Annotated in this window: 16 protein-coding genes, 1 tRNA gene and 1 pseudogene; 12 read left to right on the top strand and 6 right to left on the bottom strand. The window is 67.5% G+C overall.

The genetic code is table 11. The features are described from left to right. The first annotated feature begins 207 nt into the window (after positions 1-207). Together CCR97_RS14110 and CCR97_RS14115 are read left to right on the top strand one after the other, a co-directional pair. Positions 208-549, top strand: coding sequence for a hypothetical protein (locus tag CCR97_RS14110; RefSeq protein ID WP_111355130.1), 342 nt, complete (start codon positions 208-210; stop codon positions 547-549). A gap of 358 nt (positions 550-907) precedes the next feature. After that, the gene (locus CCR97_RS14115; RefSeq protein ID WP_245428673.1) at positions 908-2,377 is read left to right on the top strand and encodes a glycosyltransferase family 39 protein; all 1,470 of its coding nucleotides are present in this window, start codon (positions 908-910) and stop codon (positions 2,375-2,377) included. A 200-nt stretch (positions 2,378-2,577) separates the two neighbouring features. Here CCR97_RS14115 and CCR97_RS14120 read toward each other — a convergent pair whose 3' ends face one another. From CCR97_RS14120 to CCR97_RS14130, 3 genes are all read right to left on the bottom strand, one after another. Then, positions 2,578-3,162 (bottom strand): GNAT family N-acetyltransferase, encoded by a 585-nt coding sequence (locus CCR97_RS14120; protein WP_338049081.1) that lies wholly within the window; start codon positions 3,160-3,162, stop codon positions 2,578-2,580. 327 nt (positions 3,163-3,489) lie between these two features. Further along, complete coding sequence (locus CCR97_RS14125; protein WP_244670454.1) at positions 3,490-6,657, bottom strand: efflux RND transporter permease subunit; 3,168 nt, start codon at positions 6,655-6,657, stop codon at positions 3,490-3,492. Then, a complete protein-coding gene (locus CCR97_RS14130) occupies positions 6,654-7,871 on the bottom strand; it encodes an efflux RND transporter periplasmic adaptor subunit (RefSeq protein ID WP_111355132.1) in 1,218 nt (405 codons plus the stop codon). The genes CCR97_RS14125 and CCR97_RS14130 overlap by 4 nt, the downstream gene beginning before the upstream one ends. 314 nt (positions 7,872-8,185) lie before the next feature. On the opposite strand from CCR97_RS14130, the gene CCR97_RS14135 reads away from it, so the two are divergent. The 3 genes from CCR97_RS14135 (at position 8,186) to CCR97_RS14145 (ending at position 10,395) form a co-directional block, all read left to right on the top strand. Further along, on the top strand, positions 8,186-8,371 hold the full coding sequence (locus CCR97_RS14135) for a hypothetical protein (RefSeq protein WP_244670455.1): 186 nt from the start codon (positions 8,186-8,188) through the stop codon (positions 8,369-8,371). Positions 8,372-8,581: 210 nt separating this feature from the next. Continuing rightward, on the top strand, positions 8,582-9,268 hold the full coding sequence (locus CCR97_RS14140) for a response regulator (protein ID WP_111355133.1): 687 nt from the start codon (positions 8,582-8,584) through the stop codon (positions 9,266-9,268). Continuing rightward, the gene (locus CCR97_RS14145) at positions 9,265-10,395 is read left to right on the top strand and encodes an ATP-binding protein (protein WP_111355134.1); all 1,131 of its coding nucleotides are present in this window, start codon (positions 9,265-9,267) and stop codon (positions 10,393-10,395) included. The genes CCR97_RS14140 and CCR97_RS14145 overlap by 4 nt, the downstream gene beginning before the upstream one ends. 62 nt (positions 10,396-10,457) lie before the next feature. Here the strand turns inward: CCR97_RS14145 and CCR97_RS14150 are convergent, their stop codons facing one another. Further along, entirely contained in the window at positions 10,458-11,927 is a 1,470-nt protein-coding gene (locus CCR97_RS14150) for an amidohydrolase family protein (protein WP_201159582.1), read from the bottom strand. Between the two features lie 175 nt (positions 11,928-12,102). Between CCR97_RS14150 and CCR97_RS32530 the strand changes: the two are divergent. Both CCR97_RS32530 and CCR97_RS32085 read left to right on the top strand, forming a co-directional pair. Further along, positions 12,103-12,309 (top strand): annotated as a pseudogene (locus tag CCR97_RS32530) (DUF892 family protein); the annotation flags it as partial. Between the two features lie 50 nt (positions 12,310-12,359). After that, positions 12,360-12,569 carry a DUF892 family protein gene (locus CCR97_RS32085; protein WP_111355135.1) on the top strand — a complete coding sequence of 70 codons (210 nt, stop codon included), beginning with the start codon at positions 12,360-12,362 and terminating at the stop codon, positions 12,567-12,569. A 102-nt stretch (positions 12,570-12,671) separates the two neighbouring features. Here CCR97_RS32085 and CCR97_RS14165 read toward each other — a convergent pair whose 3' ends face one another. Next, the gene (locus CCR97_RS14165; protein WP_146618605.1) at positions 12,672-12,911 is read right to left on the bottom strand and encodes a hypothetical protein; all 240 of its coding nucleotides are present in this window, start codon (positions 12,909-12,911) and stop codon (positions 12,672-12,674) included. A gap of 133 nt (positions 12,912-13,044) precedes the next feature. Here CCR97_RS14165 and CCR97_RS14170 point away from each other — a divergent pair, with 133 nt between their 5' ends. The 4 genes from CCR97_RS14170 to CCR97_RS14185 all read left to right on the top strand — a co-directional run bounded on the left by CCR97_RS14170 (position 13,045) and on the right by CCR97_RS14185 (position 16,311). Then, complete coding sequence (locus tag CCR97_RS14170) at positions 13,045-13,236, top strand: hypothetical protein (RefSeq protein ID WP_111355137.1); 192 nt, start codon at positions 13,045-13,047, stop codon at positions 13,234-13,236. A 314-nt stretch (positions 13,237-13,550) separates the two neighbouring features. Continuing rightward, positions 13,551-14,192 carry a DUF3489 domain-containing protein gene (locus tag CCR97_RS32090; RefSeq protein WP_111355138.1) on the top strand — a complete coding sequence of 214 codons (642 nt, stop codon included), beginning with the start codon at positions 13,551-13,553 and terminating at the stop codon, positions 14,190-14,192. A 2-nt stretch (positions 14,193-14,194) separates the two neighbouring features. Further along, entirely contained in the window at positions 14,195-14,668 is a 474-nt protein-coding gene (locus CCR97_RS14180; protein WP_111355139.1) for a DUF2924 domain-containing protein, read from the top strand. Positions 14,669-14,688: 20 nt separating this feature from the next. Next, a complete protein-coding gene (locus CCR97_RS14185; RefSeq protein WP_111355147.1) occupies positions 14,689-16,311 on the top strand; it encodes a recombinase family protein in 1,623 nt (540 codons plus the stop codon). A 237-nt stretch (positions 16,312-16,548) separates the two neighbouring features. On the opposite strand, the gene CCR97_RS14190 is transcribed toward CCR97_RS14185, so the two are convergent. Then, positions 16,549-16,624 (bottom strand) — tRNA-Ile (locus CCR97_RS14190). Positions 16,625-17,031: 407 nt separating this feature from the next. On the opposite strand from CCR97_RS14190, the gene CCR97_RS14195 reads away from it, so the two are divergent. Then, positions 17,032-17,256, top strand: a 225-nt coding sequence (locus tag CCR97_RS14195) for a hypothetical protein (RefSeq protein WP_201159583.1), incomplete at its 3' end; no start/stop codon positions are given.

Here is a 17,256-nt window from a genome sequence, read left to right on the forward strand (position 1 = left end):
ATCCGACCTCGAGGCTCGGCTCGCCGCCGGGATCCGGCCGGCGATGTCACGACGCCGACGCGAAACGCTATCGAACGTGACTTCAGAGCTACAGAGCGCAGGTCCGGCGGCTTGTCGGCCGACGAAATCGGACGGGCGGCCTCTCGTAATGCTGCGGCAATGCCTCGGGCTCAACTGGTTGCCTCGAACATCGCCAAGGAGGCACCCATGAAGAAGCCACTCGCGATTGCAGTCGCGGCTCTCATCGCGACCACGTCGTTCGCGCCGTCGAAGGCATCCGCCGGCGACCGAGGGGGCGCTGTGGCGGCAGGCGTCATCGGCGGACTTGCGATCGGTGCGCTGGCCGGCGCCTCCATCGCGCACCAGAATCGGACCTACGTGTACGACGAGTATCTCGTCACCCGTCGGCCGAAGGTTCATGTCTACCGGTACTACGGGGCTCCTTATTACCCGAGCCACTATTACGACCCGGACGTCGAGCACCACTCGGAACACGACTACGTGTCCGGTTATCACGACGGCTATCGTGACGCCGCCGAAGAGTGGTGAGCCGGGTCGGACCGTATTGGTGACGAGGATTGCCGCGGCGGCGCGTTGAAGCGTATCCGAGCGCCGACGGCAGAGCGAGAGGTCGTGCCCGACGGGAGTCCCCGTCGCAGTCGGGCGCGACCTCTTTGCGTTCGGCTTCGGCGAGCACCGAAGCCGCCTCCGAAGATGCTCGGCCTCGCGTTCTCTCCACACTCCCTAGTCTTCCATGAACCTCGCGAACCTCGACGCTGTTCGTCGCGATCCGGACGCGGCACCGTCCGTCGGCGTGTCGGTTGCCACGATACGCGTCGCCGTCCGTCGTGGGGCGGCGTTGCTTCTGCATCCGCGGGTCGGGCCGCCGTTGCTCGCGGCGATTATCGTGGGCTACGTGGCCCTGTGGACCGCCGTGCTCACGATCCTGAAGTCCGCCCAGACCTTGCATTCCGACAGCACGGAGGCGTTCGCCTGGGGCCAGACGCTCGCCTGGGGCTCCGGCAAGCATCCGCCCATGGTGGGATGGGTGGCGCGTGCGTGGTTCAGCGTCTTTCCGACCGCGGATTGGGCCTTCTATGCGCTCGCCATGGCGGTCACCGGTGCGACGATCGCGCTCATTCGGCTGCTGGCCGGCGAGGTGGTCGATCGCCGGCGCGCCGTCCTCGCCACCCTCCTGGCGATGATCTACCCGATCCTCAACGTCAAGGGGTACAAGTTCAATCCCGACCTTCTGCAGTTGCCGTTCGTCGTGCTGGTCGTCTGGGCCTATCTGATGGCGGCTGCGCGGCGCACGATCCTGTGGGGCGTCGTGCTCGGCCTCGCCGGTGCCGCAGCAGTGATGACGAAATACTGGGGCGCATGGTCGCTGATCGCGATCGCGGTCGCAGCGCTGGTGCGACCGGACCGCGTCCGCCTGTTCCGCTCGCCGGTGCCCTATGTCGCGGTCGCGGTCCTTGCGTTGGCGCTCGCGCCGCATGTCGCCTGGCTCGTCGAGGTCGACTTCACGCCGTTCCGCTACGCCTCCCACTATGTCGGGCTCGAGCGCCTCGCCGCGGCTCGGCAGGCGCAGTCGGCGACCCTGCACGCCTGTGCGCTGCTGCTGCCCGTGCTCGTCGCCGGGACCGTGGCGGTCTTCCTGCCGCGGTTGTCACGCGTGACGGCGGTGACCGGCGAATCGTGGGCGCGGGTGCGCCAGCTCTGGGTGATCGTCGCGGTGCTGGCGGTCGGTCCCATCGTGGCGGCCGTCGCGTTGCCGGTCTGGATGAAGAGCGACTGGACCATCCCGCTGTTCTCGATGGTGCCGCTCGCCGTCGTGGCGCTGCCGCGACTGGCCGTGCCGCTTCGTGCCGTGGCGCGGGCTGCCGCGATCGTGATGATCGTCGGTCTCGGGGCGCTGATGGTGGCGCCCGGCCTGGCGACCATCAAGGTGCTGCGCGAGCCGGACAGCATGTCGCCGCGGCTCGATCGTCTCGCCGTCATTGCCACCACACTCTGGCACGACCGTACCGGGACGCCGCTCCGCGTCGTGGTCGGCGACGTCGAGGAGGTGGCGACCGTGTCGTTCTACAGCGCCGACCACCCGACGATCCTGTCCGCCGGCGAGCCCGCCCTGACGCCGTGGATCGCGGTCGAGATGCTGGATCGCTCCGGCTTCGTCGGCATCTGCTCGGCGGCCGCGGCGGCCTGCCTGGACCGGATCATGGCGCTACGGCCCTCGGCCGAGCAGATCGTCGTGACCACCGAGCGCGCCGCGTTCGGGCAGACCCAGCCGCCGGACCGCTGGGTGGTGGTGCTCGCCTTGCCGGAGTCCGACACCGGCAACGACACCCGCAAGGGCGGCGTCGACGCCCGGTGACGCCGGCGCCGCCATCCCGATCGCGTCCCGGGTGATTGCGGGTCCTGCCAGTGCAGCGGCGAGACGGCGGGCCGAAACCGATCATGCCGACAGCCAGCAGAGCGGTCTCCTCGTCGTCATCGGATGGAGGCTATCCTGCTTGCGCGAGTCGGCTCGGGAACAGTGGAGCGGGTGACGGACCGATCAACTGCTTCCGTGAATCAACCCGCCGTGTGAGAACATATCTTTTCGAACCGGAACGACTCCCCGTCCGGGACGCCCTCTCGCGCTTCCGGATGCGGGTCCGGGTGATGCGCGTTGTAGAACTCGACGATCTTGAAGCCGCATCTGTTGACATAGAAATGGATGTTGCGCTTCTCGAAATACGGCGTGTGCGTTTCCCACGCCACCGTCTCGGGATACATCCTTTCGACCGCGCGCCACGCGCTGGAGCCGATGCCACGACCGTGCTGATCGGGGGAGACGAAGAACAGGTCCAGCGAATTGCGATGCGTGACGGAGTCGATCGTCAACACGACTCCGCCGACCCGTACCCCGTCGAGCAGCACGTGATACGTGACCGCGCCGGGGGCGTGGAAGAAGCCCTCGAGCTCTTCGTCCGACGGGATCGGTCCGTCGGGCGCTGTCCCGAATGCCGCCGTGAAGCCGGCCGCGAACGCGTTCTGCAGCCCGATCCGGAACTCGGTCAGGTCCGCTTCCTGCGCCGGCTTGAGAATGACACGCTCGTCTCCGTCGTCAGGCTTCATCGTTTCGTCTCCTGTGGTCTCGATTTGCTTTTCGGCCATGGCCATGCTCGCAACACGACATCCTGAGATGGATCGCGCCCGTCGATGCAGGCAGGTGTTGACGTCGATCAGCCGCGCAGCCTCGCGGCTGCGAGGACTGTCAGCGTAGCGAGGTCGACGTGACCGCACGTTTCGAAGGCGCCGGCGGGGGCGGAGCCGCCGGGCGCACCTGCGGTGCATTCAACGGAATCTCGATGGCACATCCGCTCACCATCGCGGCCGCGGACGCCAATGCCGCGATCGCGAAACAGTGCGCTCCGAAATGCCTGCAGCGCGCGAGCCATGGGCGCGCCGGCGTCCCTCTCTGCGTTCTCATGAATCGACCTTTCACAACTCGCTCGCGCTCGGCGCGCCGGCGGTGCGCGGCGGCGCGCCGTTGGCGGACACCTCGTCGCGGGATGGACCCTTGAAGACGCGCCGGACCACGACGAACAGCAGGGGCACCAGGAAGATGCCCAGCAGGGTCGACGCCAGCATGCCGCCCATCACGCCGATGCCGATCGAATTCTGCGCCGCCGAGCCGGCGCCGCTGGCCATGACCAGCGGCGCGACGCCGAGAATGAATGCGAACGACGTCATCAGGATCGGCCGCAGCCGTTGCCGTGCGGCGAGCAAGGTGGCGCGATACAATCCCAGCCCCGCCTGCTGCCGCGCGATGGCGAACTCGATGATCAGGATGGCGTTCTTGGCCGCGAGACCGATCGTCGTCAGGAGACCGACCTTGAAGTACACGTCGTTGGTCTGACCGAACATCAGCGCGGCTCCCAGCGCGCCGAACACGCCGACCGGCACCGACAGCATCACGGCGAACGGGATCGACCAGCTCTCGTAGAGCGCCGCCAGACACAGGAACACCACGAGGATGGAGATCGCGTACAGCGACGTCGCCTGGCTGCCAGAGAGCTGTTCCTGCCGCGACAGCGCGGTCCATTCGTGCCCGAAGCCGGCCGGCAGCCCGGCGACGAGGCGATCGATCTCCGCCATCGCGGCACCGGAGCTGACGGACGGCGCAGCGTCGCCCTGGATCTGGACCGCGGCTGCCCCGTTGTAGCGCTCGAGCCGCGGCGAGCCGAAGGTCCAGCGGCCGGATGCGAAGGCCGAGAACGGGACCATCGTGCCCGAGCTGTTGCGGACATACCAGAGATTCAGATCCTCCGGCTGCATCCGGAAGTCCGGCGCCGACTGCAGATAGACCCGCTTGACGCGACCACGGTCGATGAAGTCGTTGACGTAGCTGCTGCCCCACGCGATCGACAGCGTCGAATTGACGTCGGCGAGATTGAGCCCGAGAGCGCTCGCCTTCTCCTGATCGATGTCGATCGAAAATTGCGGCGTATCGTCCTGCCCATTGGGCCGGGTCCCGCTCAGGAGCCGGCTCCGACCGGCGGCGCCGAGCAGCTGATCGCGTACGGCCATCAGCTTGTCGTGCCCGGCGCCGTTGATGTCCTTCAGATAGAAATCGAAACCGTTGCTGGTTCCGAGCCCTTCGATCGCCGGCGGCGCCAGCGCGAACACCTTTGCGTCGCGAATGCCGGCGAACACCGCCATGGTCCGTTCGGCCACGGCTCTGGCGGACAGGTGGGCGTCTTTGCGTTCGGCGAAGTCCCTCAGACGCACGAAGGCCATGCCGACATTCTGGCCGGACCCGGAGAACGAAAAGCCCGTCACCGTCATGAGGCCATCCACCGCCTTGGTCTCGTGATCGAGGAAATGGCGGGTGACCTTGTCGAGCACGCGCTCCGTGCGGTCCGTGGTGGCGCCGACCGGCAACTGCACTGACACCATCAGCAGGCCTTGGTCCTCTTCCGGTAGGAACGAAGTCGGCAGGCGAATGAACAGCGCGCCGGCGGCGACGATGACGAGCACGAAGGCGGCGAGCCCGTACGGTGGGCGCCGCAGCATGGCGCGCGTGCCGGCGTGATACGCGCGCGTGCCGCGGTCCAGCGCACGGTCGAACCATCGGAAGGGGCCGATCTTCTCGTCGTGCGGCCTCGGCGGCCGAAGAACCGTCGCGCACAAGGCCGGGGTCAACACCAGCGCGACGATCATCGACAGCACCATCGCGGAGACGATCGTCACCGCAAACTGCCGGTAGATCACCCCGACCGAACCGCCGAAGAACGCCATCGGCACGAACACCGCCGACAACACCGTGGTGATGCCGATCAGCGCGCCGGTGATCTCCGTCATCGATCGGAGCGTGGCCTCGCGCGGCGACAACCCCTCGTCATGCATGACGCGTTCGACGTTCTCGACGACCACGATCGCGTCGTCGACCAGAAGGCCGATCGCCAGCACCATGGCGAACATGGTGAGCGTGTTGATCGAATAGCCGGCCAGCGCGAGCACGCCGAAGGTTCCGAGCAGCACGACCGGCACCGCCAGCGTCGGAATCAGCGTGGCGCGGAAGTTCTGCAGGAACACCAGCATCACGACGAAGACGAGGACGATCGCCTCGACCAGGGTGCGGGTGACGTCGCTGATGGAGATCTCGACGAAGGGCGTGGTGTCGTAAGGATAGACGACTTTCAGCCCTCGCGGCAATGTCGGCGCGAGCCGGTCGATGGTCTCCTTGACGGCGGCGGCCGTCCGGATCGCGTTGGCGCCGGTTGCGAGATTGATGGCCAATCCGGTCGCCGGCAGGCCGTTGTAGGTCGACGAGCTCGTGTAGTCCTCCGCGCCGAGCTCGACGGTGGCGACATCGTTGATGCGGACCATCGACCCGTCGGCGTCGCTCTTGACGACGATGGCGCGGAACTGCGCCGGTGTCTGCAGCCGGCCCTGCGCGGTGACGGTCGCGTTGAGCTGCTGCCCCTTGCGCGCCGGCAGGCCGCCGAGCTGACCGGCCGACACCTGGGTGTTCTGGGCCTGAATCGCCGCCGCGATATCGGCCGGCGTCAGCGCGTATTTCAGCAGCTTTTCCGGATCGAGCCAGATCCGCATCGCGTAGCCGCCGCCGAACAATTGCGTGTTGCCGACCCCGTCGACGCGCTTGAGCGCGTCGTTGAGCGAGCTCTTCACATAGTCGGCGATGTCGGTCTCGCTCGACTTGCCGTCGGTCGAGACGAAGCCGACGATCATCAGAAAGCCGTTGGTCGATTTGGTGACCGAGAGTCCGGTGGTCTGGACGATCGACGGCAGCAGCGCGGTGACGAGCTGCAGCTTGTTCTGCACCTGCATCTGCGCGACATCCGGATTGGCCCTGTTCGTGAAGGTGATCGTGATCTCGGCCTGGCCGCTCGAGGTCGACGACGCCGTCATGTAGTCAAGGTTGTCGAGGCCGGTCATGCCTTGCTCGATGACCTTGGTCACCGAGCTCTCGACCGTCTGCGCGTCAGCGCCCGGATAGCTCGCGCTGATCTGGATCGTCGGCGGCGCGATCTCGGGATACTGCGACACCGGCAGCATGATCAGCGCCAGCAGCCCGCCGAGCATGATCACGATCGCGATCACCCAGGCGAAGATCGGCCTCTTGATGAAGAACGCGGAGATCATGGCTCCGCTCCCGGACGGGCGGCGCGTCGCTGCGGCGGCAGCCGTCCGAGCACCTCGCCGGTCTTGTCGTCGACCACGACTTCGGCGCCGGTGGCCGTCTGCCCGGGACGCACATGCTGCGTGCCTTCGACGATCACCCGATCGCCGTCGCGAACGCCGGCCCCGATCAGCCAGTTGTTGCCAACGCTGCGGATCACGGACAGAACGCGCTCCTCGGCCTTGCCGTCCTGGTCGAGGAACATCGCGATCGCCTCCCCCTTCGTGTTCCGGGTGACGGCGCGCTGCGGCACCAGGAAGCTGTCCGGCGCCACGCCTTCTTCGACGATGGCGCGTACATACATGCCCGGCAGCAGCAGTCGCTGCGGATTGGGAAACACGGCTCGCAACGTCACCGTCCCGGTGCTGGTGCTGACATTGGCCTCGGAGAACCCGAGCTTGCCGGCCAGCGGATAGATCGTGCCGTTTTCCAGCTTGAGCTTCACCGCGACATGCGAGCCGCTCACTTTCAGGCGCCCGGAATCGATCGCCTGCCGCAGGTTCAGCAGGTTGGTGCTGGACTGAATGACGTCGACGAAGATCGGATCGAGCGTACGGATCGTGGTCAGCAATCCGGTCTGGCCGGCCGTGACCAGCGCGCCGGGCGTCAAGGACGAGCGGTCGGTCCGGCCGCCGATCGGCGCCTTGATGGTCGTGTAGTCGAGATTGATCCTGGCTGTCTCGACGGAAGCCTTGGCAGTGGCCACCTCCGCCTTCGCGTGCGCGAGCGCAGCGACCGCATCGTCGAAATCCTGCTTGCTGACGGCGCTCTGCTTGACGAGGCCCTGATAGCGCTCGGCCTTCGCCTGCGCGCTGGGCACGGTGGCCTCCGCCTTCTGCAAGGCGGCGACAGCGCTGTCATAGGCTGCCTTGTAGGGCGCGGGGTCGATCTGATAGAGCGACGCGCCCTCGGCGACCTCGCTGCCCTCCTCGAACAGACGCTGCTGAACGATGCCCGAGACTTGAGGGCGGACCTCGGCCGTCTGGGAGGCGACGACGCGGCCGGGAAGCTCCGCCGTCATCACCACCGCCTGCGAGCGCAGCGTCACGACGCCGACCTCCGGACGAACGACGTCAGCGGAATCGCTACTGCGATCGCTCGGCCGAGGCTCGCAGCCGGCAAGCGCCACGACACACGCGAGAGCCGCGATCGCGACAACCGTTGAATGGGACGACACGCGTTTTCAGTCTCGAGGCAGTGCGACGGGGGACACCCAGCCGGAGCGTCGGGCGATGCGATGACGTGAGGCTTATCCGCAGCGCATTGGCCGCGTGTGGAGGCTTTGTGCAGATTTGATGGAGACGGCCCCCCGGCAGCCGCCCGAAACGCCTCGTCGGTCGCTGGATCGTATGACAATTCAATACTTTACAACAGGCTCCGGAAACTGGGTGGCGGGCCCGGCGAGGCGTCCCCGCCTTGGGAATTTGGACGCGATCTGCGCTAAGACGAGACAGGTAGCCGATCGCGACGTGTGAGGACCTCTGTGATCCGATGGGAAAGCTGCTTCTGAATGCTGCAGTGCTGATGAGCGCGCTGACCCTGTGGAATGGCAATGCGGTAACGATGCCATCTGACCATGGGCTGCACGCGCCGGATGTGATCCGAGCGGACTGGCAATGCGGCCCGCGGCTGGCATGCCACGTTCTCGGGATGCTGCTGGCCCAACCGGCGGCTTGACTACAGGTTGTCTTTCGGTCGTACCACTATGATCGCGGCCGTGCCTACGATTTGAACGAGGAACCTGGCTGGCGCCATGACCGGCCACTCGCACGATGACGATGTTCCCTACGCATGCAACCGGTCGTGGACGATCGAACGGGATGCGCTCCAGGCTCTGCCGATCCGGAAGCTTGCGAGGATCGGGGCGGTTCTGATGGACGACGAAACATGAACGAACTCATTCTCATCGCTGAAGATGAGCCGGAAATCGCAAAGATACTCGACGCCTATCTGGTACGTGAGGGATTCCGCACCGTGAATGCGGCCGATGGCCAGACTGCACTCGATCAGCACGCGATCCTGAAACCGAATCTCGTTCTTCTCGATGTGAAGATGCCCAAGATCGACGGCTGGGACGTCCTCGCCGAATTGCGTCGTCGGGGCGAAACGCCGATCATCATGATCACGGCGCTCGATCAGGATCTCGATCGCCTGCAAGGGCTACGTCTCGGTGCCGACGACTATGTGGTCAAGCCGTTCAACCCGCTCGAGATCGTCGCCCGCGCCAAGGCAGTTCTGCGACGGTCGGGGCACGCGGCCAGTCGAGCGATTCTTCGCATCGGCAAGCTCGAGGTCGACCTCGAGAGCCATCTGGCGAAGGTGCACGGCGATGACGTCTCGGTGCCGCTGCAATTGACCCTGACGGAGTTCCGACTGCTGGCGCACATGGCAAAGGCACCGATGCGGGCCTTCGGGCGGCACGAGCTGATCGACGCCTGCCTCCCGGGCGGCGATGCGCTGGAGCGGACGGTTGACAGTCACGTCAGCAATCTGCGCCGCAAGCTCGACCAGGCCGGCGCGACGGGCATGATGTCGGTGGTGCGCGGGATCGGCTATCGGCTGACGACTGCATGAGACGCGATCGCCTCAGCCGACAGATCACGCTGTCGATGAGCATCGTCGCCGCCATCGCGGTGCTGATGGCTTTCGTCGGCACGTTCATTTTCTACGGCATCTATCTCACCTGGTTCCCACCGCCTCCGGGCCCGCCGTCGCTGTTGCCGGAAGCACCCGACTTCGTGCTGATCGCGGTTTTCCTCTTGCTCGGCCTCGCCATCGCGATCCACGCTGCGCTTCGGCTGACGCGGCGAATTCTTGCACCGCTCAACTCGCTGGCCGAAGGCGCGCGCAAGATCGCGGCCGGCGATCTGACCGCGCGGGCGGTGGCCGGCGATCGCTCGCTCGGCGAGACCGCCCAGCTGGTCGACGACTTCAATGTGATGGCTCAACGGCTGCAGGACGTGGCGAAATCGATGACGTCGTGGAACGCTACGATCGCGCACGAGCTCCGTACGCCGCTGACGATCCTGCGCGGCCGCCTGCAGGGCCTCACCGATGGCGTGTTCGAACCGAGCGACGAGCTGTTCAGGAGCTTGCTGGCCCAGGTGGAGAGCCTGTCGCGTCTCGTCGATGATCTGCGGATCGTGACCCTCTCGGACACCCTGCGCCTGGACGTGCGTATCGAGCCGGTGGATCTCGTGGCGGAAGTGTCGCAGGCGGTCGATGCGATGCGCCCGGCCTTGATCGATGCAGGGTTCTCCGTCCAGCTGACGACCTCGCCAGTGACGCTGTCGTGCGACGGCGTGCGGATCCGGCAGGCGCTGCTCGCGCTTCTGGAGAACGCGCGCCGCTACGCGAGGCCCGGGCGACTCGAGGTCGTGCTGCATCCGGAGGACGCGGCCGTCGTGCTGTCCGTCGAGGACGAGGGGCCGGGGTTGAGCGTCGAATTCGCCGCGCGAGCGTTCGATGCGTTCGCACGAGCCGAACCGTCCCGTTCCCGACAATTCGGCGGGTCCGGCCTCGGCTTGTCGGTGGTCCGCGCGATCGCCGAAGCGCATGGGGGACAAGCGCAATATCGTAGATCGAGCACCGGCGGCTCGGTTTTCGAGATCGTTCTTCCGGTTCGCAACCCCGATGTAGGATCGGTGCGAGTTTCGTCGAGTGTCGGATACACGAGTCGGATTGGGCCGACCCCGTCCTGAGCCGTCATCCGGGTCTGCTCCAGGCGCTTCGAACAGATCGAAGGAAATCAACGGCCTGCGGCTCACGTCGGCCACTTGGCTTTCTCGCGCAGGCCCAGGGCCGCGTCGCGTGCCTCGGTGACGACCTTACCGTGATCCAGCGCCGTGTAGGCGCCGGCTCGGCGCAGGATGCGGCCGTCGACCATCACGGTATCGACATTGGTCGGCAACGCGCGTGCGACGACCGTCTCGTAGGGATCGCTCATCGGCGCCAAATTCGGGTCGCCGACGCGGATCAGCACCAGGTCGGCGCGCTTGCCGGGTGTGATGGAGCCGGTCCGGTCGGCGATGCCGAGATCGACGGCGCCGTCGATGGTGGCGAGCTGCAACAGACGTTTCAGGGTGAGCGGGACCTTGGCGCCGATGCGATGCTGGTGGAGGGCGAACAGCAGGCGCATGGACGCGAACGGATCGACGCTCGCCGAGGCGACATGGTCGGTCGACAGGCTCACCTTGACGCCCGCCTCCAGGAGCTCGCCGAGCTGGATGACGCCGAGCTGCGAGGCGCGGCGGGCCTCGAGCTGTGGCGACATCGAGTAGCTCACGCCGCGCTCCTTCAGGATGGCGCGCTCCTCCGGCGTGGTCAGCAGCGGGTGGACGAGCTGCACGTCGGGGCCGAGCAGGCCGGCCTTCTCCAGCTCGGTGATCGGGCTCGCACCGGACGTGTGCATGGTGATCGGGACGCCGAGCGCACGGGCGCCGTCCCAGTCACGCTTGATGTTCTCGATGGTCAGGATGCCGCGCGACGCGGTGGCGGCGGAGCCGCCGATGGTCATGGCGCCGAGATTGCGCGAGCAGATGCCGAGCGTGAGCAAGCCCGCCGGGTCCGGCATCCAGTCCTTCTTCACACGCGCGAGGCCGGCGAAGTCCATCGGCGCGTCGTCCGCAAGGCCGACCGGGGTCCCGTAGGCCAGTCGGCCCCGGATGCCGACGTCACGCATCGCGGAGAGCTCGGCGTCGGCGTGGTCGGGACTGCGGGTGTTGTGCGCCCAGTTGTGGACCGTGGTGACGCCGGCGGCGAGCGCCTCGGCGGCGCCGAGCCGGGCCGATCGATAGGCATCCTCTGGCGCCATCAGCGGACCGAGGCGCGCCGTCACCGGGAAGTAGCCGAGGGCCGGGACGTCGGCCCGGACGAACAGCCGGAACATGCTGTTCCACAGATGGAAGTGGGTGTCGATGAAGCCCGGGAGGCAGATCGTGCCGGTGCCGTCGATCACCTGGGCGGCCGGCGCGTCGATCCTTTCGGCGACCGCCACGATGGCGCCGTCGCGCACGTGGACGTCGCCGGCGGCGAGATCCGGCACGGCCGGGTCCATGGTCAGGACGGTGGCGCCGCGGATCACGACCTCGCCTCGGGGTGGCAGCGGCGCGGGCGGGGCACTCGCCGACCGCGACGGCTGTTGCGCCAGGAGCCGGCGCGGCATCAGGGCCGCGCCGCCCAATGCGGATGCCCCCAGCAACAGCCGGCGTCGGCTGAACGACGTGTCGATCATGACGGTCCTCCCATGGGTGATCCCGAGTCGCGCCCCCCACCGTCGGCCGTTCGGCAGGGCGAGGCGCTCCGGCGATTCGGATTTTTGACTATGGGAAAGTGGCACGGGCCGTCGACCTACGGCAAGATCGCCGGCGCGCCGAATCCGCGGCGGCGCGAGCGCTGCCGGGCTTCCGGTGGCGGCGACGCGAGCAGATCATGAAGGAGATCGGCGTCCAGGATGTTCAGAACTGCGCTCGAAGATCGAGACGCATCTGGAGCAGACGAGGAGCCAGGCGGATCGCCTGCGCAGCTGCATCGAACGGCAAGCGGGCAGCACATCCACCTTCACGGACACGACCGCTCGGGTTCTCGGTCTCGGTCAGGCGCTCACCGGTGTGTTGACGAGCGACGGGTGGTTAAGGCATCGGTCGCCAGCTTCGCCTTCGAGTAGATGGAAATCGCGATCTACAAAGCGCTCGTCGCTGCGGCGGAGAGCGTCGGCGATCTCGCAAGGAGCAAGGAGGTCTGCCAGCAGATTCTCACGGAAGAGCAGGAACTGGCTGCCTGGTTGGACGAGAACCTGCCGGGCATTACCCGCGCCTTTCTGGCCCGGGATGCATCGGCAACACGAGCCGGAGGCTCATTGGTTGGAGCATCTTGATCGACGGCGTGGCGGTCGAAATCGAACCACCACGCCGCTCATCATCGTTCTGATGCCAATGCCTCGATCCCGGACGGGGAGCGCTCGCCGCCTGTGGAGGTGTCAGAACGACTTGAAGTTGCACTTCATGGCCGGGACCACGATGATCTTGCCAGTAGCCGGATTGAACCGCGTGTCCTTGCCGAAGACGCACGCCTTGCCGTCGAGCTTCCCGTCATCGTGGAGGGTCTTGCCGGTCTCCTGATCGAAGACCTTGAAACGCTGTGGGCGGGCGTCGGCCGAATCGGCGACAGTGGTCAGCACCAGGGCGGCGGCGGCGAAAGCGAGCACGGCACGGGTCATCGGAGCCTCCGAGGGGTTGGGCTTCATGTCGAAGCATGTTCGTATTGATGCCTTGTGCCGGACCTCCGGACCGTGACCTTCCTCACATTGCCTCCGACCATCAGCAGCGGTTTCGACGATCGGGCGCTGCCCGATGTTGACGGTAATTCGAAGGGGTTTCCTGAGCGACTGGAAGCAGCCCAGTGTCGAGGCCGAGGTTCGGGCCACCATTGCCGTAGTTTTTCAGGCTACCGCGGACGGCCATGCGCTGAATGCGTCGCTGCGGGTGCGGCTCGCCAGCGCATCTGATCAGATCGAGGACGCCGCGAAGGCGCTCACGAAGTGACGGCACGCTGGAGAGGAGGCACGTCGTTCGCGGCGTGCTCCTCGCCCCATGCATCCTTCATGGACAGGTCGGCGCGGTCACAGGCTGCGCGCATGGGCGCCGGCCAGTGGACGCCGATGACGATCCCGCAGGCCCGGGACACACCATGACGGCGGTGGTGCCCGCGAAAAGCGGCTGGGGTTCCCGCCGCCCCAGCCACTCGATTTGCGGACCGCGACGGCAAGCTCACCGACTCCCAGCTCGTCTTATTGTCCACGGCCGCCCGGCGTACCGACCTCGGCGTGGCGCCTCCCTCGCCCGCGAAGCGGGCGGCCATGCAGAAGACCGCCGCAAAGCTCCTGGATGCAGGGCTTCTCGAGGAAATCCGGGCGCGCGGCACGCTCCCGATCTGGCGTCGCGACGAGGCGAAGGGACCGCTCGCGTTGCGCATCACCCGGCGCGGCCTGAAGGCCATCTGGGTCGAAGACGAGCCGCAACGAAGTGGGACCGCATCTCATAAGAAAGCTGGTCCCGGGCCCCGCCGAGGCGCCCCAGCTACAGAGCGCGGAGACCGCGACAAGACCGCCCGAGGCCGTAGCCGTGCGCAGGCGGTCCGCTCACGTGCCGAGCCACGAAAGGCCCCGGCCGAGCCGAGCAGTCCCGTCGAACGTGAGACGCCGCGGACCGGAGCTGCCCAAGCACATCGGGTTCCGGCTCCTCGTCGCAGCCGGGCGGACTCGAAGCAGGCTCACGTGATCACGATGCTGGCCCGACCGGAGGGCGCGACCATCGCCGCGATCATCGAGACGACCGGCTGGCAGCCGCATTCGGTGCGCGGGTTCCTCTCGGCAGTGGTGCGCAAGTCGCTCGGGCTGACGCTGGCCTCGGACAAGGGCGAGCACGGCCGGGTCTATCGCATCGTATGCGATGGCGCAGCCGTGCCGAACGCGGCATCGCGCGAGCAGGGTACCGCCTAGCCATGGTGGCCCGCTCGATCGATCGAATCAGCATCGAGACCGAGATCGTGCATCTTCGCGGTCTCGATCTCGACGGCCTGCGGGCGCGGTGGCACTCGACGACCGGGCGGCGGCCGCCGCCCCATCTGCCGCGCCATCTGCTGTTCCGCATCCTGGCCTATCGACTGCAGGCCGAAGCCTTCGGGGACCTCGACCGCGGGACCGAGCGTCTCCTCGGGCGCGCCGGTGCCACATCTGCAGGAACGCCGGGGGGCGCGACGGACGGGCCGCAGCGGCGCGACAGGACGTTGCGACCCGGCACCATTCTGGTGCGGGAGTGGAACGGGGCGCTGGAGCGGGTGACGGTGCTCGACGCCGGCTTCGCCTGGAACGGGACGACCTATCACAGCCTGTCCGGCGTCGCCTTCGCGATCACGGGCACCCGGTGGAACGGGCCGCGGTTCTTCGGCCTGCGCGGCGCGGCCGCCTCGTCGTGAGCAAGACGATGTCGAAGCCCATGTCCAAGCCGAAGGCGGTTCGCTGCGCCATCTACACCCGGGTCTCGACCGATCACGGTCTGGAGCAGGACTTCAACTCGCTCGATGCGCAGTACGACGCGGCGCAGGCCTATATCCGCAGCCAGGCTCATGCCGGTTGGACTCTCGTCCGAGCACGCTACGACGACGGCGGCTTTTCGGGCGGCTCGATGGAGCGGCCCGCGTTGCAGGCGCTGCTCGCCGACGTGGCGGCCCGCAAGATCGACATCGTGGTCGTGTACAAGGTGGATCGGCTGACCCGCTCGCTTGCCGACTTCGCCAAGCTGGTCGAGCTGTTCGATGCCCACGGCGTGTCGTTCGTCTCGGTCACCCAGCAGTTCAACACGACGACCTCGATGGGGCGACTCACCCTGAACGTCCTCCTGTCCTTCGCCCAGTTCGAGCGCGAGGTCACGGCGGAGCGGATCCGCGACAAGATCGCGGCCTCCAAACGCAAGGGGCTGTGGGTCGGCGGCATGGTCCCGCTCGGCTACACCAGCAAGGGCCGGAAGATCGAGGTGGTGGACGCCGAGGCCGAGCACGTCCGCACCATCTTCCGTCGGTACTTGGAGTGCGGCAGCCTGAATGCGCTGATGGTCGACCTGCGGTCACGCGGGATCGTGACGAAGCACCGCGTCCTCTCGACCGGCCGGACGATCGGCGGAATCCCGTTCACACGGGGGCCGCTGCTTCACCTGCTTCGCAACCGGTTCTACATCGGGGAGTTGGCGTTCAAGGGCGAGGTCCTGCCCGGAGAGCAGGCGGCCATCGTCGGCCGGGACCTGTTCGATGCCGTGCAGGCGAGACTGGACGCCCAGCGCAATGGCAGCTCATCCCGACGCGGGCGCTCGCAGGCGCCGCTCACGGGCCGCATCTTCGACAGTCGAGGCAATAGGATGACGCCGAGCACCGGCCGGCGGCATGGGGTCGGCTATCGCTACTACGTCTCGTGCGCCCTGCTGCACGGGAGGGCGGAGGAGGCCGGTGTCGTCGCGCGCGTCCCGGCCGCCGAGATCGAGGCCGTCGTGGCGGCGACCCTTCGCGAGCACGGTGTCGGCGACATGACGTCCGTCGACGATCGGCATCTGATCACGACGGCGGTCGCGCGTGTGGAGGTTCGTGCCGACGGGCTCGCCGTGACGGTCGGTGGGCCTCGACCGAACCGTGCATCGGATGGGCATGACGATGCCGGTCAGGATCAGGCGGACGGTGACCGGCCCGATCCGGAGACCATCTGGGTGCCGTGGCGGAAGGCGTCGTCGCGCCGCCGCCGCGAGATCCTGCTTCCGACCGGTGCGGCCGGTGCCGACGATCGACCCATCCGCGCCGAGACGCGCGCGACCCTCGTGGCGGCGATCGCCCGCGGTCGACATTGGCTCGCCGAGATCGTCAGGGGCGGCGTCGACACCGCCGACGCGATCGCGGTCCGCGAGGGCTGCAGCGTGCGCCACGTGAACAAGATCATCTCGCTCGCCTTCCTGGCCCCGGATCTGGTCGAGGCCGCCGTCGCCGGCCGGCTGCCGCGTGGCATCGGGGTGGCGCGGCTCTCCGATCCGCCCGCCGAGTGGTCGCGCCAGCGCCACATGCTCGGGCTGCCCGGGTAACGCGACGCGCCCGACGAACCGGTCTCGACGTCTGTTCGAAACGGTCTCCGACGTGGGTCGCGCTCGCCCGCCGGGAACGGGTTTGGAAAGCCCAGAGACGGACCTCCCGAAAGGGCCGGAACCGTCGCGAACCGGGCACCAGAGACCGTGGGTTCCTCCGAACGGAGCCCAGGAAGTCCGCAGAACACGGGGGTTTTCGGGTGTGGCCGGCGTGTCCGGTGGTTCTATTCGGCTGGGTGGTGGGCCCGGCAGGACTCGAACCTGCAACCAAGCGGTTATGAGCCGCCGGCTCTGACCATTGAGCTACGGGCCCGGGGCCGGAGATCCGGCGCGGCCTGAGGGCTGCGGACCGTACCAGTGGTGGGCGCCGAGAACAACGGGCGCCGTGGTGCCTCGGCACCGCACGCCCGCGGCGACGACCACTCCTCCGCCCGCCGGGACGGAGCGGTTCGTGCGGCCGATCGGGTCGTAACGGTGGTATCTCTTGCCCGCCGCCCGACCAAACTGCCGTGCAACGAGTCACGCCCGCCGGGTGGTCATCGACTGCCTAGAATCGAGTCGGCGCGGCGCCGGCTCGCGCCCGGCGATCACGCCGGAGACGATTCACGGGGAAATCCAGTTCTGCTAGCCTTGCGCGAATCGATCCGCGACCGACACGGGCGGACAGGGTGCGCCAGGACGGCGGTGGGCGGGGTCGTCATGCTTCCGACGTTTCGTTTGATGCTGGTCGCCACCGCGGTCGTGATCGTCGTGCTGATGGTCGCGGCGCGCGGTCTCGTCGCCTATCCGGAGGCGGTGACGCGGATCGGCGAGGTGCCGACCGTCAGCCGGTCGCTGCTCCAGCTCTCGACGATCCCGACCGACGCGACCCAGCACCGGCTGCGGCTCGCCGCCAACCCGCTGCCGGCGTCGGACGCCGACGAGGCGGGCGAGGTCGGTGCGATC

Origin of the sequence: Rhodoplanes elegans, from assembly GCF_016653355.1 — a bacterium.
Lineage (GTDB): Bacteria > Pseudomonadota > Alphaproteobacteria > Rhizobiales > Xanthobacteraceae > Rhodoplanes > Rhodoplanes elegans.

Coding starts and splice junctions, on each gene's coding strand:
- CCR97_RS14110 (WP_111355130.1), top strand. CDS start 208: ATGAAGAAGCCACTCGCGATTGCAGTCGCGGCTCTCATCGCGACCACG.
- CCR97_RS14120 (WP_338049081.1), bottom strand. CDS start 3,162: ATGGCCGAAAAGCAAATCGAGACCACAGGAGACGAAACGATGAAGCCT.
- CCR97_RS14125 (WP_244670454.1), bottom strand. CDS start 6,657: ATGATCTCCGCGTTCTTCATCAAGAGGCCGATCTTCGCCTGGGTGATC.
- CCR97_RS14135 (WP_244670455.1), top strand. CDS start 8,186: ATGGGAAAGCTGCTTCTGAATGCTGCAGTGCTGATGAGCGCGCTGACC.
- CCR97_RS14140 (WP_111355133.1), top strand. CDS start 8,582: ATGAACGAACTCATTCTCATCGCTGAAGATGAGCCGGAAATCGCAAAG.
- CCR97_RS14145 (WP_111355134.1), top strand. CDS start 9,265: ATGAGACGCGATCGCCTCAGCCGACAGATCACGCTGTCGATGAGCATC.
- CCR97_RS14150 (WP_201159582.1), bottom strand. CDS start 11,927: ATGATCGACACGTCGTTCAGCCGACGCCGGCTGTTGCTGGGGGCATCC.
- CCR97_RS32085 (WP_111355135.1), top strand. CDS start 12,360: ATGGAAATCGCGATCTACAAAGCGCTCGTCGCTGCGGCGGAGAGCGTC.
- CCR97_RS14165 (WP_146618605.1), bottom strand. CDS start 12,911: ATGACCCGTGCCGTGCTCGCTTTCGCCGCCGCCGCCCTGGTGCTGACC.
- CCR97_RS14170 (WP_111355137.1), top strand. CDS start 13,045: ATGTTGACGGTAATTCGAAGGGGTTTCCTGAGCGACTGGAAGCAGCCC.
- CCR97_RS32090 (WP_111355138.1), top strand. CDS start 13,551: ATGCAGAAGACCGCCGCAAAGCTCCTGGATGCAGGGCTTCTCGAGGAA.
- CCR97_RS14180 (WP_111355139.1), top strand. CDS start 14,195: ATGGTGGCCCGCTCGATCGATCGAATCAGCATCGAGACCGAGATCGTG.
- CCR97_RS14185 (WP_111355147.1), top strand. CDS start 14,689: ATGTCCAAGCCGAAGGCGGTTCGCTGCGCCATCTACACCCGGGTCTCG.